The sequence below is a fragment of the Bradyrhizobium sp. USDA 4503 genome (assembly GCF_054055815.1).
In genome coordinates this window covers 8,064,449-8,080,062 of sequence record NZ_JBSRXS010000001.1, presented here as the reverse complement: position 1 = coordinate 8,080,062, position 15,614 = coordinate 8,064,449, and the positions used below count along the sequence as shown (strand labels likewise).

The 15,614-nt window shown below is 57.9% G+C and carries 9 protein-coding genes and 1 pseudogene; 5 read left to right on the top strand and 5 right to left on the bottom strand.

Annotated features, from left to right (window positions below):
* Positions 1-61 precede the first annotated feature (61 nt).
* From ACVMIH_RS38275 to ACVMIH_RS38265, 3 genes and pseudogenes are all read right to left on the bottom strand, one after another.
* Complete coding sequence (locus tag ACVMIH_RS38275) at positions 62-2,200, bottom strand: prolyl oligopeptidase family serine peptidase (RefSeq protein WP_456865667.1); 2,139 nt, start codon at positions 2,198-2,200, stop codon at positions 62-64.
* Positions 2,201-2,824: 624 nt separating this feature from the next.
* A complete protein-coding gene (locus tag ACVMIH_RS38270; RefSeq protein ID WP_456865665.1) occupies positions 2,825-4,645 on the bottom strand; it encodes an alpha,alpha-trehalose-phosphate synthase (UDP-forming) in 1,821 nt (606 codons plus the stop codon).
* Between the two features lie 448 nt (positions 4,646-5,093).
* Positions 5,094-5,302 (bottom strand): annotated as a pseudogene (locus tag ACVMIH_RS38265) (IS5/IS1182 family transposase); the annotation flags it as partial.
* Between the two features lie 1,936 nt (positions 5,303-7,238).
* On the opposite strand from ACVMIH_RS38265, the gene ACVMIH_RS38260 reads away from it, so the two are divergent.
* Both ACVMIH_RS38260 and ACVMIH_RS38255 read left to right on the top strand, forming a co-directional pair.
* The gene (locus ACVMIH_RS38260) at positions 7,239-7,715 is read left to right on the top strand and encodes an Lrp/AsnC family transcriptional regulator (RefSeq protein ID WP_456865663.1); all 477 of its coding nucleotides are present in this window, start codon (positions 7,239-7,241) and stop codon (positions 7,713-7,715) included.
* A gap of 565 nt (positions 7,716-8,280) precedes the next feature.
* Positions 8,281-9,117 carry a Crp/Fnr family transcriptional regulator gene (locus ACVMIH_RS38255; protein ID WP_456865661.1) on the top strand — a complete coding sequence of 279 codons (837 nt, stop codon included), beginning with the start codon at positions 8,281-8,283 and terminating at the stop codon, positions 9,115-9,117.
* A 528-nt stretch (positions 9,118-9,645) separates the two neighbouring features.
* On the opposite strand, the gene ACVMIH_RS38250 is transcribed toward ACVMIH_RS38255, so the two are convergent.
* Positions 9,646-9,888, bottom strand: coding sequence for a hypothetical protein (locus ACVMIH_RS38250; RefSeq protein WP_456865659.1), 243 nt, complete (start codon positions 9,886-9,888; stop codon positions 9,646-9,648).
* Positions 9,889-11,069: 1,181 nt separating this feature from the next.
* On the opposite strand from ACVMIH_RS38250, the gene ACVMIH_RS38245 reads away from it, so the two are divergent.
* The 3 genes from ACVMIH_RS38245 to ACVMIH_RS38235 all read left to right on the top strand — a co-directional run bounded on the left by ACVMIH_RS38245 (position 11,070) and on the right by ACVMIH_RS38235 (position 14,135).
* Positions 11,070-13,034 carry an AAA family ATPase gene (locus ACVMIH_RS38245; protein ID WP_456865657.1) on the top strand — a complete coding sequence of 655 codons (1,965 nt, stop codon included), beginning with the start codon at positions 11,070-11,072 and terminating at the stop codon, positions 13,032-13,034.
* The gene (locus tag ACVMIH_RS38240) at positions 13,031-13,243 is read left to right on the top strand and encodes a KTSC domain-containing protein (protein ID WP_456865654.1); all 213 of its coding nucleotides are present in this window, start codon (positions 13,031-13,033) and stop codon (positions 13,241-13,243) included. Before ACVMIH_RS38245 ends, ACVMIH_RS38240 begins: the two co-directional genes overlap by 4 nt.
* Positions 13,244-13,913: 670 nt before the next feature.
* Complete coding sequence (locus ACVMIH_RS38235) at positions 13,914-14,135, top strand: hypothetical protein (protein ID WP_456865652.1); 222 nt, start codon at positions 13,914-13,916, stop codon at positions 14,133-14,135.
* 331 nt (positions 14,136-14,466) lie between these two features.
* Here the strand turns inward: ACVMIH_RS38235 and ACVMIH_RS38230 are convergent, their stop codons facing one another.
* Entirely contained in the window at positions 14,467-15,594 is a 1,128-nt protein-coding gene (locus ACVMIH_RS38230) for a hypothetical protein (RefSeq protein WP_456865650.1), read from the bottom strand.
* Between the last annotated feature and the right edge of the window lie 20 nt (positions 15,595-15,614).

Here is a 15,614-nt window from a genome sequence, read left to right as displayed (position 1 = left end):
GACGTGGTGACCAGGGATCATGAATGGTCTGGAGCCTGGTTCGATTGACCCGCCGGCTCATTCAGAACAAAAGCCGCCTCGATGCGTAGGTGTATTCAAGGGCTAGTCGACGCGCCGTTTCGATGAGGTTGGCCGCCGCGCTGTGCCCCCCATCGATGTTCTCGTAATAGAAGTAAGGTTGGCCCAGGGCGGCGAGCTTTGCTGCAGCCTTGCGGCCGTGCGCGGGATGCACGCGATCGTCCTTGGTGGAGGTCAGAATTAATGGCGCGGGGTATGGCTTGCCCGGCACCAGTTTCTGATAGGGCGAGTAGCCTTCGATCCACGCGCGCTGCTCGGGAAAATCGGGATCGCCGTATTCGCCAATCCAGGAGGCGCCGGCGCCCAGTTTGGTGTATCGAAGCATGTCAAACAGCGGCACCTGAATGATCGCCGCGTTGAAAAGCTCGGGACGTTGGGTGATTGCGGTACCAACGAGTAGCCCGCCCTGGCTGCCGCCAATGACGCCGAGCCGGCGCGGGCTTGTGATCTTGCGGCGGATCAGGTCCTCGGCAACGGCGATGAAATCATCCCACGTCGTCTGCTTCGCCGCCCGCTGGGCTGCTTGATGCCATTGCGGGCCAAACTCGCCGCCCCCGCGCAGATTTGCAACGACATAGGCATTGCCCTGTTCGAGCCAGAGCCGCCCCACAGGGGCTAGATAAGAGGGCAGAAGCGAAGCCTGGAACCCGCCATAGCCATAAAGAAGTGTCGGAATGGCGCCGTCAAATCTTGCGTTTTTCGGTCGCACCAGAGAATACGGTATTGACGTGCCATCACGCGAAATCGCTTCGAACTGCTCTACGACATGCTTGGAGGCATCAAACGCAGTAGGTGTCGTCTTCAATTCCTCGAGTTTTTGAGTTTTGGCATCAAAATACCAGACCGACGTCGGCCTGAGATAGCTTGAGACGGCGAACATGGCCCGGTCCGCTTCGTCGGAGGCGGCTGTCACACCTACATTGGTATGTTCCGGCAGCGGGATCGGCGTCGCCGACCACGCTCCCTGATCGTACTTGTAAACGAACGCTTTGCTTTGAACGTTGTCCAGGATCGTCAGGATCAACAGGTTCTTCGTGAAGCTAAGCCCGCTCAGCGCCTGACGAGGCCCAGGCTTGAAGACAAGCGAGGCTTTGGCGCGCAGCGGATCTGCTTTCCATTCGGTCAGGTCATACGAAATCAGCGAGCCAGCAATAAAGTTGAGATCACGCGACGGCGTCCACTCCTCGTCAAGTTTCACAAGCAGGCGGCCCCTCACGAGGCCTACGAGCTCCGCTTTCTTCGGCAGATTGAGTTTGACGGGTCCGTCGGGGCGGAAGAGCACGTACTCATGCTCGAAAAATCCGATCGCATGAATGGCCCCCGTCGCATGAACATGACCTTCACTGTCTCGAAGCACCAAAGGCACCGCCCGAACATCGCTGGGTTCGCCGCGAAAGACCTCGCGCGCCTCGCTGAGCGGTTGACCGCGTTTGAGCTCCTTGACCACAAAGGGGTAGCCGGCCTGCGTCAAAGAGCTCTCGCCCCAGTCCCGTGCAACAAGGAGCGTGTCACGATCGACCCAGCTGACGCTCTGCTTGCCCTCTGGAAGATAAAAGCCGTTCGCAACGAACGTCTTGGCCTTGCAGTCGAACTCACGTATGGACGCGGCATCCTTGCCGCCGTCGGACAGGCTGATCAGGCAAAGGCGCTCTTCAGGCTGAAGGCAGCTCGCGCCTTGAAAGATCCAGTTCTTGTTCTCGGCAACAGCCAAAGCGTCCACGTCAAGGATGGTTTCCCACTGTGGGTCCTGGCGACGGTAGCTTTCAAGCGTGGTGCGCCGCCAGATGCCGCGCACATGGTCCTCGTCTTTCCAAAAGTTCTGCAACCCGCGACGTCCCAGGGAAACGTATGGAATTCGATCCTTGGCCTGCAGGATAGAGAGCGCCTGTTCGTAGAAACGCTGATAGCGGGGATCTGCCTGGAGCACGCCGAGTGTCTTCTCGTTCTCGGCGCGGGCCCAAGCCAATGCGCCTTGTCCTTCGATCTCCTCGAGCCAGAGGAATGGATCGTCAGTGATCGTCGCAGCCTTTCGCTCCTGTGAAAGCGAACGCTCCTGTGAAAGCGCAATGGCGGTGAAGCAGGCAATCGAAAGCAACGCTGCGGAGAGGACTGACGTGTTCATGGACTTGCTCCGGCTGAGATCGAGCGGCCACGCGGGCCTGCGCGTCAAGCCGAAGCCGCAGAAAGTACGCAACGCATGACATGGCTCGGCTCGCGCTCCCTCGCGAACCGGTCACTGCAAGCTGCATGCCGACCACAGCGCCGCAAGTTTCGGCCGCTCACGGCTGCACGAGGATGTCCGCTTGCCGACATTGGTCGCCAAACAGACAGGGCGATGTCGGCAAGATCGAGTGTCAGACAGCACCGTCGGCTCTTTTGCGGCCAAGTACCGGAATAGAGGACGCTCCTCGCCCGCCATCGGAACGCTTACCTCCAAATAGAAGCTATAATCTTTCGAGTTGGGTCATCGGGCAGACTTGTCGACGCGCGTCAGCATGGCATAGAACAGCACGTTGATCATCAGCCAGATCGCGATCAGGCTGATGGCAGTGTGCATGGCGATTTCCGATTCGTGACTGTAAGGATTCGCTGCGACGTTCCGTTCACCATGCGGGCCAGCGCGGGCCGAAAGAACCGCGCCAGCCGCCAGACCTGTATTGTGCCTCTCGCCTGCTACAAAAGCGCAATCCGCCGTGCTGTTCGCCGCGTCAGTCCTCCCCGGCGCCGGACTGTCAGGCGCCCGGACCTAGGCGAAGCCGTCCGGTGCTGGCGGGACCCAGAGTCTGTCCTGCGTATGCATCAGCGGACCCGCCAGCGCCTCAAAGCTTGACTTAACATCTGCGTAGGCAGCCTCCTTCAAGGCGGCATCCGCGGGGTCGACCTCGTTGAAAGCAGTCAAAGCCGTGGCATAATTCTGGTACAGCGGCATTTGAGCTTCGTTGGTCCAGCCAAGACCGAGATGGTGGAACTGATCAGCCGGAACGGTGACGCGGCTTTTGTCCAGTTCGCTAACGTAGTCCGCCGCCCAGTCGTGGATGGTGTAGGATTCAATCTTGTCTATCATGGAGCGCCAGCGGGTGACACGCTCCTCAAGCGGCATGTGAATCGCCCTCGAAATAGCAGCTGCGATCTCTTCAGGGTGGTTCGGATCCACCAGAAGTGCTTCGTTCTCGTTGAAGTCTTCAGCTGCGCCCGCAAACTTGGACAGGACCAGCACGCCGGGATCCTTCGGGTCTTGTGCCGCAACATATTCTTTCGCCACAAGATTCATGCCGTCGCGCAACGGGGTCACGACGCCGACATGGGCGGCGCGGTAAAGACGCGCGAGTGCCGCTTGGCTGAACGAATCGTTCTCGTAGTGGATCGGGCTCCACCTGTCTGTGCCATGCTCGGCATTGACGCGGTTGATCGCGCGCTCCACGTCTTCTTTATATTTCTGATACTGCTCGACATCGGCGCGTGAGGACGGCGCGATCTGCAACAGCGAGATGCTCTGGGGCTCCGTCCTTAGAAGCTGATTTAACCCTTCGACCCGCTTGTCGATACCCTTGGTGTAATCGAGCCGGTCCACGCCGATCGCAAACTTGGATCCCTCGAAGTTTTGCAACAGTGACGAGACTTTTTCTTGCTCTGCAGGAGAGAGATCTGCAGCGAGATAGTCTGCGAACTGCTTGGGATCGATCCCGATTGGGAACTTTTTCAGCCGCGTCTGACCGTGCTCCGTGGTGACAACGCCATCCTTGGTTTCCAGTCCGAAATGGGTTCGGAGGTACGCCGAGTAGTTATTCAGATCTTGGTTCGTCTGGAAACCGAGCAGATCATACTTCAGGGTCTCCTTCATCAGTTCGCGATGATTGGGTACGTACTCGACCATGTCGGGCTCGGACCACGGCGTGTGAAGGAAGAAGCCGGTCGGCCGGTCGATGCCGAGTTCACGCAGTCGGGCTCCGAGCGGGAACAAATGATAATCATGCACCCAGAATGCGTCCCGGTCCCGTACGTCGAAGACGGCACCCGCAATAAACTCGTTGGTCCTCTGATAGCTGTCATAATCGTCTTCCGAGACCGACATCTGCTCCGGAAGGGAGTGCAATGCCGGCCATAGCGTCGAATTCGAAAAACCTCGATAGTAGCCGCGATAGTCAGCGGCCGGTAGATCGAGCCTGGCGACAAATCCCGCACCAGTCGCGGCCAGTGGCAGGGGCACCTGGGTCCCGTCGCCCCGGTTCTCCGAGGAGCCGACCCAGACCGCGCCGGACCGTTGCACGACCGGCTCGAGGGCCGCGGCGAGGCCGCCGGTCTGGGGTTTACTGGGGTCGAAGGGTGCAACGCGGTTCGAAATGACGACCAGCTTCAAATCAGGTTGCTGGTTGACCACATTCGTCACCTCGTCCGAGGCAATAGAATGGGCGGGACCTGCGCCGGCTGGCTCATCCGGCTCCGGCGCTATCTCGTCCAGCTGATGGTCAAAAGCGTGCTGGTTTATGGTTTCATCTTGCTGGGCAGCGCCTGATGTACTGCCGTGAGTCAACGTTGCCGTGTCGAGCGCATCATGAATTCGAACCATCTCAAAACTCCGTTTGACGATGTTTGCGTTTGATTCAGTCGCAGATCAGCCCCGAACGATATCCCCACGACGCCAGGATGGCAGAGCTAGCTTTCGGGAAGCTGACCGGACATATCCCGATGACTTCGACGCGATCGTGCGGGAAGGCCCCGACGTGTCGAATGAAAGCAAAACAATGTTTAGATTCAACGGCTCGATGAGTGAACGCAGGATGCCGCTGTGATAGGGTCGAGACACAACGGAGCTCGGCCCAATTTGAAGCTCTGCGCGCTATCGTGAGTTCACCCTCCTGATCGGAGGCATCATCAGTTGAACGGCATCGACGCATCTACGGAGTGTCACTTCGAATGGCGCAGCTCTTGGGCGCCGGCATCGGACCGCCCACCGCCTGCGACGGTGCGTGATCGCCGGCCATGGCAGGGCCCTTGGCCCACGTGGTGCCGCGTCATCGACCGAGACAATGATCGTTGTCCTCTTTTGCCCTCGCAGCCCGTTGTTGCGCACGAGGTGCGGTCGATCATCTGTATGTCACCATCATTGGCGGCGGTCACGGCATCCATTATCCCACACACCCGCTGTCCGGCGTCGCACAAAGTGGTCGTAACAGGTGACGCGAGGGCCACAACGCCTGTCGTCGGACCGAAAGCTTGCCCCTGAAAGCCGCCGACCGTGCTCGCCCGAGTGTCAAAAAAGCGAAGGTTGTGTGGAAGCACTCCGGCCCAGAGGCCCCCGTCAGGTCCGGCGCCCGACCCGCTGCGCGACGTGGCGCACGCCATCCCGGCATGAGAGCTGGAGGGCAACCAGCTCGGCGAGCTTGGCCGCGACGTCTGTCATCGGATTTTCTGCAGTACTCAGGCCGGTTCGCGTCGCCATAAGTCGTGCCATGCACGATCGGGACGAGTTGGTCGCGCGCTAGAAGCACGAATAGCTCTTTGTCGGCGATGCCCTCCTTTTGAGGCGGCGCAGCAACGCCGAGGTCACCAGCACGATCCCAATTCGCGAATTCGCTAGTCTCCCTGTCGATTTCGTGGAACGATGGCGTGCCGAGGGCGACGTCCTTCTCGCAGAACCAATCCTTGACACCGCATGACTCGAGCGGATCGTGCAGCTCGTTGGCGGCACCCGGCCGATCATCCCTTGGATGGCGGAGAAAGGCGTACCGAAGCTCAGGCAGGGACCCTCGCTCTTCGACGCTTTCTTGGATCAGCGCGAGTGCCCGCAACCCGGCTGGCGTGTACGATACGGACAAGCCGGCTCGCGACCATCTCGCCCCTACGCTGCTGTCGGACCTGCTGCTGCTTCGGCGGCAGGCCGCTGCAGCCTTCGCGGAGCGATGGCCTTCTCCTGGTGCTCTGCACGGATGGAGTGTAGGTCGGAGCGTAGGACAGGTACGACCTGAGTCCGCGATAGCGTAGCCATACGGCCGATAATACCGTGAGCGCGTGCATTACGTACCGTTTTGTGGGTCGTTGGCAACATAACTGATTGAAATCCGAGCGGTCCGCTACATCGCTTTGCGTCTTCAGCAAAAAATAGGCTACGAGCAGACTACAGCCTTTCGTCGCCCGTGGTTGTCTCTGCAATATGCCGTCGCAGCGATGGTTCATTTTGCGTGCTTCGCCTCGACGACGGCCCCTGTTTCGCCCCGCGATGGGCGGAGACGCAGCAAATACGGATCATTCAGGGGACGTTAAGCGGCACGGGCAATCGAGCAGTCCAGACGGTCTGAGCAACATGGACGAGTTGACTCTCGTCAGGGTAATTCAGCCGCGCAAGTGACATTGGCGAAGCTGGCGAACGCCATCGGCCGAAGCACGTTACCTCCTGCGATTGAGCGCATGCAAGGCAAAGTCGCTAAAGAACAAAACTCGACGTGCAAAATGCGCGTCATCCTGCAGGCCAAATCCAGGTTTGGGCAACGCGCACGGGGAACGCATGCTACGTTTTAGAGTTGAGCCCAGCTCCGGGGACGGCAGGGCACGGGCCGTTCCGACTGGCGACCAAGGAGAAATGAGCTGCGCGTTGTTGCCGGCAGAGAACGAATGCACTGCGAGCATCGTCTTGAGCTTCCCGCAATGGGGACACCAAAGGAGCAAAAAACTGACCATCCGCAATCTCGAGCTAGCGAGCTTGCCTCATGGCTAGCAGGAACGCCGCTAGGGACGCTCTTGTGGCTGCAACCGCACTGCTGGCCGGAATCGACCGATGGTTTGCCTCTCAGGGGCAAGACGGGCGCTTGCGCGCGCTTCCCAGCGGACGAACAGCTAACTGAGTGCCCGATCAAGATGCCCTCTCCGTACGTATTCGTCACGCGTCGCACTCGGTTGCGCTTCAGTTTCGTTTTCCTTCACATGTTTGCCGAGAACGACGGCCCGGATCGCATCCGAAAGGCCGGCTCTGCGGCTCCACTTGCTACCGCACCGCAGAGTGTCAATGCCGACGCCCCTCGTCCCTGCTCGGATCGTGCTATGCGACAACACCCATTCAAGTTCGGGCTTTATCACGGAAGATTTCCTCGTATTTTTGACATAGGAGGATTTCCTGCGCTGAGCGGTCATCTCGCGGCGAAATTCGTTTCAAGCTGGAGCTGATCATGCAATACGATCGGATAGACGCCCGCATCCTCGAGATCGTGCAAAAGAATAACCGCCTGACCTCAGATGTGATCGGTGAGATGGCCGGACTTTCTCCTACGGCATGCCAACGACGGCTGAAGAGGCTCCGGTCGGAAGGCATCATCCAGGCGGATGTATCGGTTGTTTCGCCGAAGGCGGTCGGACGAGCTATTCAAGTGCTCGCATTGGTGACGTTGGAGCGGGAAAGCGCCGATATTATCGACAGGTTCAAGAAGGCCATCAAATCGTCGGTCGACGTCGTCAATGGCTTTTACGTCACAGGTGATGCCGACTTCGTCCTATACATTACCGCGCGGACCATGGAGGAGTACGAGGAGTTCACGCGGCGCTTCTTTTATGAGAATCGCGACATCAAGGGTTTCAAGACGATGGTGATCTTGGATCGCGTAAAGGTCGGATTTGCCGTTCCGGTTGAGCTTCCCTCAGATGATTGATTGCATTGCGGGCGAGCGTCTCGCCCGGGGCACCGAGGTATTGACCTGATCGATCCCCATGGCCTTTTGAACGATCTCAGTCGCCCGCAGAGCCACAGAGCGTCTTTGTCGTCGGACAGCAAAGAGCCCTTTGTGGGCTCCTTCGCGCGAGCCATGTCGCCCTACGCACATGCATAAGCCAAGGCGCCCTTGTCCGGGCACCTGCTCCCGCCATCCCGTCAGTCGGTTGCAAAGCTGCGATAGAAGGACGAGGCCTCGGTTCGGCGGACGCCGCTCTACTCGGCTGTTCCGAATTGCCGCTACCCACAGCAGCCAAGGGCAATGTCGTGAACGCGGCGATCGTCGCGCTCCCGAGAAGGTGCAAAAGCAAGAATGCGGCACCTCGTCCGAGCCGGCGCTCGCACCCAGCTTAAATTCCTCGAATACCGGCCTCTCAACGCGGGATTTGAGCGTTAATGCGTTACTGGTTGCATCAATCAAGATGAAGATGTTGCTACAGTCGTAATCACGTTCTCGTTACGGTCAGCGCGCAGGCTAGTCAACGCTTCCTGCCAGGAGAGGGACCATGACCGATCGCGTGCCCGCCGTCATCGAAGTGCGTGACTGCTCCCAAGATGGACTTCTCAAACAACTGCCCGGCACACGAGCGGCGCTTCAGCGCGCTGTTCCGGTGCATCCTGCGAAGCGGCCCTTTGTGAAAAATGTCATCTTGGCGCGTCTTTCGATCCAACAGCTTTCGGCAGTGGGGGAGTGCCTCGAGCCGGTCGTCCTGAAAGAGCGCATGGTTCTGCAAGAGCCAAAACGGCCGGTCGAACACGTCTACTTTGTAGAACGCGGCCTCGTCTCACTGAGAATTGTTGCCGCGGGCAGCATGCTTGAAACGGCCGTTATAGGCTATCGAGGCGCTGTCGGTACTTCGTTTTTGTGGGGAGGACATCTTTCAACCCATCAGTCCGTCGTCGTCTTTCCGGGAAGCGCGCACCGAATTCGGGTTGAAGATTTGCGCCGCGTGATGAAGGCACATCCCGAGGTCAGAGATCACCTGTTTGAGTACGTCCAAGCGCTGACATTCCAGTGTGTCCAGACCGGATTATGTGGCGTTCGGCACCATCGTGAACAACGGCTTGCGAGCTGGCTGTGCCTTGCGAGTGAAGCAGTGGACGCCCGCGTGCTGCCGGTTACCCATGATTATCTTTCCTCAGTGCTAGGGCTGCGTCGCGCTGGGGTCACGGAAACGTTGCTCCGGTTTGAAGAGCAAGGATTGATTCGTAAGATGCGCGGTGTCCTACAGATCGATGATCTCAAATCACTCGAAGACAGGGCGTGCTGTTGCCACAAGCTCGTGTCAGGTGCTTATGCCATGTCGTTAGTGCGCCCCCTCGGCGAAGGACACGCGAGCTAGCAACTCATAAGCAGCTTTCTGTGCCAACTGCTCTGGCAAGTAGACTTATCCGGCGCGCAGATGAAGCAGATTGGAGGCCTCGCTGGACAGTTCATCTACCGGGTCGGCGCATCCATTTTCGACATGACAGGCCCGATCTTCTCGGCGGCACCATGCTAAACGAAGACGTGCCGCTTCGATGACGCAACGGCCAAGCGAGAGCTTCTAACGACAGGCTGACGTTCTGCACCCGATCGGATCGTTCGCCAACGGCCCGCGTGCGGCGGCTCGATGTAGCTCAGCTGGTTAGTAGAAGTAGGAGCTGCGCCGGCGCAGTGGGTTTGGCGACAGAACGCTCGATGCGCGCGATCGCCCTTGGTGAGAGGCAAAGGCGCGGGTAGGTCTTGGCCGGGGCTCGCTTTTTGGTAGGACGGGCAGCTTCGATCCACGCGCGCTGATCGGCGATGGCCAGTTCTCGCACTCGGCTGTCTATGAGGCCACCTTGCGCAGTTCGGTGGTGGTATCTGGATGAACCCCGCATTGAAGCGCTCAGTCGTTGAATGGAATCAGCAGCCGATGCCATGGCCGCCGCTCCTGCGACAGGCCATGGCAGCGCAGCAGGCTTGCGAGAGCAGCGAGGCGCACATCGGTGATGCATTCATAGGCTTCGTCCTGGATCAGATCGGGCCATGAGGATCGTAGGTCTAGCGCGCCAAACCGAGCAGCCGAAATGAGCACATCCACTCTCGCCAGCCTGCACAGCCGGTCTAAGCCTGACAGCCCGAACACCATGGCTGCATGTCGATGCCGGCTTGCCGAGATGGGATCCAAAACCGACCAACAGTGTGTCGGGCCGGATTGTTCCGCATTCTCGTAGAGCGCCAGCGGCCTCGATCGTCAAAGCGGCATGGCGGGGATATAGCGACGCAGGCCGCTGGGCGGCTCAATCTCTACTTTCGAAAGGAATGCCACCTACGCTCTCGTTTCCACTGGCCGTTACTACAGGCCGCCTTCGACGCCGGTGTCATCGCGACAAAGAGCAGCACGTTAATCAGCAGCCAGATCGCGAGCAGGACAAGGGCAGCGTACATGAGGACCTCCGCATTCGATCATGCAAGGCTTTGCCAGTTCCAGAGCTAGTCGCGAACACCAACGATTCAGCTTCTCGCTTAATTCCAAGCCCACATCGTCCGAAAGGACTGTGCCTGCAATCTCTCACTCCGGAACGGCTTCAACGGTTCAACTCAGTGCATACGAGATAGAAACGCGTCAGCGAAGCAGCATGCAGTTCCGACACAAGACCCGCCTAAATCGTCCTGCGCACCCCGGATGATGCGAGCTTGGCAACTTGAGAGCTCCCGTTTGCTAATCTCTTGCCATTGATCAAACTGGCCGATCTGAATATTTTCGGCAGGCATTCTGCCCGAGCGATCCGCCATCAGCTCGCAACTGACCCGAGTCCTTCTCGTAGTCCGCTGTAGCGCGCTTTTTCAACTGCACCGATGTGCAAAGATACCACGTCCTCCGTCCTTTGGTCTGATGACGCGATCCCCTAAACCCCTTCACAATCCATCGCCACGGTACGGTCTCCAAATCGAACGGCGGACTGTAATCTAACCCGGAGTCTTGCAGCCCTGAGCTTAGCCGCATGAGCGCCATGTCGCTTGAGACGACGGCTCCATGAGCGGCGCCGCCGGTCAACCACTCGCACGATCGAAGCTGACGAGCCGGCGAGCGTATCGTTCGGCCGCGCCAAATGCCCGCCTCGCCATCGAAGTTTACCCCCCTCGACCAGTTTGCCCCATAGTCAAGAAGCCAAACTGCCCAAGTCGCCCCACAGCCGCAGATTCCCTGCGAGTATCGACCTCATGAGCAGCATTCCAGCTTTGTACATCGCTTATGGAAGTGGCCTTGGCGAGTCTGCCCGATTTGGACAGTTCAGTACGATCTAATTTGCTACTGTGGAGCGCGGTGTGAGGATTCGAGCTGTTCGGGTACAAAACTTTAGAGGCTTTGAAGACGAAACGGTCTCATTCAGCCCATGCACCTGCTTGGTTGGTCCTAACGGCGCGGGAAAATCGACGATTCTGTCTGCGCTGAACGTGTTCTTTCAAGAGGCGAGCAGTGCAACGGATGTCGCAACGCTCACGGCAGAAGATTTTCATGGTGGGAAGACGGACATTCCCGTTCAGATCACCGTCACCTTCGATCAGCTGAGCGAGGGAGCTAAGGAGGCGCTGTCCCACTACGTGCGCCATGGGGAGCTGGTGGTCACCTCAGTTGCGGTTTTCGACCCTCAAACCGCCAAGGCTCCGGTCGAGCAGTGGGGAGAACGGCTCGTGTTCAAGCAGTTCGCTCCGTTTTTTGAAGACGAGAAGAACAAAACGACCATCGAGCCTCTTCGCGCTCGCTTCCTGGAAGTAACTAAGGGATTAGCTGATTTTCCCGATGTTGGAAAAAAGCCGAGCAAAGCCGCCATGATCGATGCTCTGCGATCTTACGAGGAGGCCCGGCCAGAAATTTGCGAAACCCAGCGCAGTAGTGACCATTTCTACGGCGTCGGTCGAATCAAGGGAAAGCTCGAGCCCTTCGTGCAGTGGATCTATCTGCCGGCCGTGAAGGATGCCTCCGCGGAAGCGGAAGAAGCTGGAAACACCGCGTTGGGCAAGCTGCTTCAACGGACGGTACGTCAGAAAGTCAATTTTGACGATGCATTGGAGGCGCTGCGCACGCGCGTCCGGGCGGAGTACGACGCCCTGCTCGAAGCGCAGCAGGGCACACTTCATGAAATCTCGGACAGTTTGGCAAACCGGCTTGCCGTCTTCGCGCATCCAGATGCGAGCCTTATGGTCGAATGGCTGCAGGGCAGTGAGAAGTCTGTTTCCATCGGAGAGCCCAGGGCAACCATCAAAGCAAGGGAAGGCCTGTTCAAAGGTAGTATCTTACGATTTGGTCACGGCTTGCAGCGGTCGTTCCTACTCGCAATTCTGCAAGAGCTGGCCTCCGTCGAAAGCGCGTCAACAGTAGAAGACGGTAACGAAAAGCCAACGCTTATTCTGGGGTGCGAGGAACCCGAGCTTTACCAGCATCCACCGCAAGCGAAACATCTATCGACCGTGCTGAGAGAGCTTGCCTCTCTTGGCAATCAGGTCATGCTTACGACTCACAGCCCCTATTTTGTATCCGGCGAGGAGTTCGAGGAGATTCGGCTTGTTCGTCGGGAGGCGAACACGGGCAAGTCGAACGTAAAATCGACTGACTTCGACAGGTTTGCCCTGCGGATCGCCAAAGCCACCGGTAGGAAGCCGGATAAGCACCCGGTTGCAAGGGCCAAGCTGCTTGCCGCGCTAAGGCCCGAGCCTTCTGAGTTGTATTTCAGTCAACGCCTGGTGCTGGTCGAAGGTATTGCCGACCGCGCTTATCTCTCAGCGGCCCTGCATCTCGATGGTCAGTGGAACACGATGCGAAGGGCGGGGCTACATATTCTACCGACCGAAGGAAAGTCGAACATTCTTCAGCTGCTGACGATCGCTCAAGAGCTGGAGATTCCCTCCTTTGTCATATTCGATGCCGATGGTGATGAAACGCATTCCGATCGTCGGCGCCGCCATGAGATCGACAATACGGCTTTGGTTACAGCTCTCCAGCTAAAATGTGGTGCTTTCCCGCCGGAGATCGTTTGGGATGACTGCTGTGCGATTTGGCCCAACAACATTGAAGATTCGGTTCGGCTGTGTTTTGACTCTGCGGATTGGCTACGGATCAACAATGAGGCTCGGCGCGCCATTGACCCCTCTGCTGGAGGTCTTGGCAAAAATCCGGCATTGATTGGAGAGCTGCTTGCTCTGGCGTGGGCTGAGGGTAACAAGCCCACCGTTCTGATCGAGCTCATGAAGCGGCTCAAGGCATTTGGCCAGCAGCAGGCAGCCGCAGCATGATGAGAACACCAGTCCGATCGTCGACCTTGGTTTCCGTCGGCTACGATGAAGCCAAGCAAGTGCTGGAAATCGAATTTCGAAGGAGTTCCGTCTATCAATATTCAGGGGTGCCGATGCCGATCTACAAAGAGCTGATGGCCGCCTCGTCGAAGGGAAGTTATTTTGACCGGCGCATCCGAAATCAATTCAAGACAATGAGAATTTCCTAGGCGCAAATGTGATTGGAGCAAGGTGCTGCACCGACGAGCCGCTCATCTGGTCACAGCCGACGGTCAGCGCCGCAGTGGATAAGTTGTTGAGGACCTACGTAGACGGCGCCTGCCATCTCGACTGTGCAAGACAGTCCACCTCGTACCCGAAATGTCATTTCGAATGGCATTCTTGCCTTAGGGGCAGAGTGACACCAGATGCTGCTCTCTCTCCTTTCGCAAAGCAGAATATAAGATCGTCGAGGCGGCGTCCAAGCTGGCGCCGGCGAGGCCGAAGGGCCACGAATGGTCTGTGGGGATTGTGACGCTTGCCGAGTGTAACGGCTTGCGACGGGCCGGCTAGGTCAAGAACCGTCGGCGAGATGGCATCGTCACTATGCTTGGCATTCATGATGGGCGTCCAGCGCGCTCGGATCGAGCAACCTGAAGGATCCTTGCTTCGTCAGATCTGGTAGGAGAACTCGGTTTGGGGTTGACGTATCTTTCACCCTGCACACCCGTCCTCTGCCCGGCGCTAGAGCGACAAGTTATGGGCGTTGGCCGAGGAACAGATATTTGAGGCTACTGCATGGCGGGCTCTCGCCAGCCATCGTGCAACATACCCCCCAATTCAAGAATCAGGTGTCGATCACTCAAGGTGAGCCCGCATTTTCACATCTCGGGAGGATACATGGTGATGATACAGCTTTTAGATCCTCCTTCCCATGGCTCCGCCCCGCGCGTCGTGTTCGTGGGGAGGAACCGGCACGGTAACTGGATTGCACGTGAACAAAGGGGCGCGTTTGGCGGCATCTTTATCAACCGCGCCGAAGCCGTAAAATTCGCCTTGTTCGAGAACGGCCATCGCCCAGAGAATATCATCGAAGTGACACGAGAAATCGAACTTTGCTAGCCTGGTTCACCAATGTCCGCGCGCTGCACGCCGCATCAAGACCATGCGAGACGGCGGCATCATCGACGCAGCGCGCTCTTCAATCCTAGCACGACCAATTTGCGCACTCGTTTTCTGCACATCTCGGACTTTTCGATGTGTAGCCAACCTTCTGACGTGATATCGAGATATTCTAGAAACGCGAGCAAGCTGCCGATCGATGCACGATCCTGCCGACCGCAATCGACGATCGACATTTCGAGCGACGCTGAGTCGCTTTTGAACCCATACGCGTTCCGCGAGCCGGCTACCATTTTCCGGCCCGCAGCGAATCGAACGAGGATCGGCCAGCCTACGGACTAACCCGCAATACGTTATTGAGCCTCTCGAGTGTCAGCTGCTGGGACGTCGCGATTATTTCCGGGTTGCGGTCCGGCGGCAGAACTCTAGGTCTCACAACCAATGTCGGTTGGGGCTTTGTCTCGTCGATTTTCTTTTGAGCGTCCTTGATCGCCTTCTCGTCAGACTGATTTTCTTCTTGTAGGGTTTTTAGCGTGCGCAGCTGCTCGAGCTGTTCTGAGTTTAAGCTGAACTCCCTTTGCTGCCCCGGGTCTGTCGGCAAAATGCCTTGTATGCTCATTCTGTCGAAGTTGGGCACCTTCTCAATCAGCTCTTTGTTATCGGGAGCATTCAGCTTTGCTGTGCGCTTGGCGATGTCTTGCTCTTTCTTTGCAATCAGCTTCTTCAGTTCAGCGATCAGCTCGCGCTCCGCCTTGGTCAATCCGACGATCAGATCGGGCAATGGATCAACGGCAGGCTTGGCGATGACAACGTCCACCACGCCGTCATCTACTCGCTCGCCTGATATGGATGGATTGATACCGATGGTCGGGGCTGGACCAATGACGAAGCCGGCCCCGGCACTCGCGTTTAGATCGACGATGAACTCAAAGGTGTGGCCCAAACTGGAAATCCGCTGCGATTCATGATTCTGAATTTCCCCGCCGTACTGCGCGGCATCGAATGCTCTGTCCATCCATTCAGCAAAGCCGATTTTTCCGGTAAGGAACGGATGATGCGAACCATGTGGAACGTCTGCGCAAACCGGCTCTCGCTTGACGCTGTCAAACGCCAGGCTGAATTTCATGACGGCCGTTCTGTTGGCAGTTGCCGTTGCTGCCGCTCCCAGGCTTGCGTTTATCGCCAAATTCTTCGCGGGAAGGAATGGGAACGTATTCGATAGAGCCTTGGCGCTCCCGGTCTCGTTGCTTTTCAATGTGACGCCGTACTGACCCTGCCACCCCGCAAGGAACGTTCGACCCTTGACGTATTTCTGCGCCCAGACGGCCTGCTGAAACTCGCAGTCGATGTTCGCTATCAAGACTTCCAGCGGCAGAGCTTGCCTGCTTGTAAGCTCCGGCAGATATGTCCCACAGCCCGTCAATACGGTCGACAGCGAAAGTATCGCCCATTTTCTCATATTGCCCCCTTCCCCGTTGG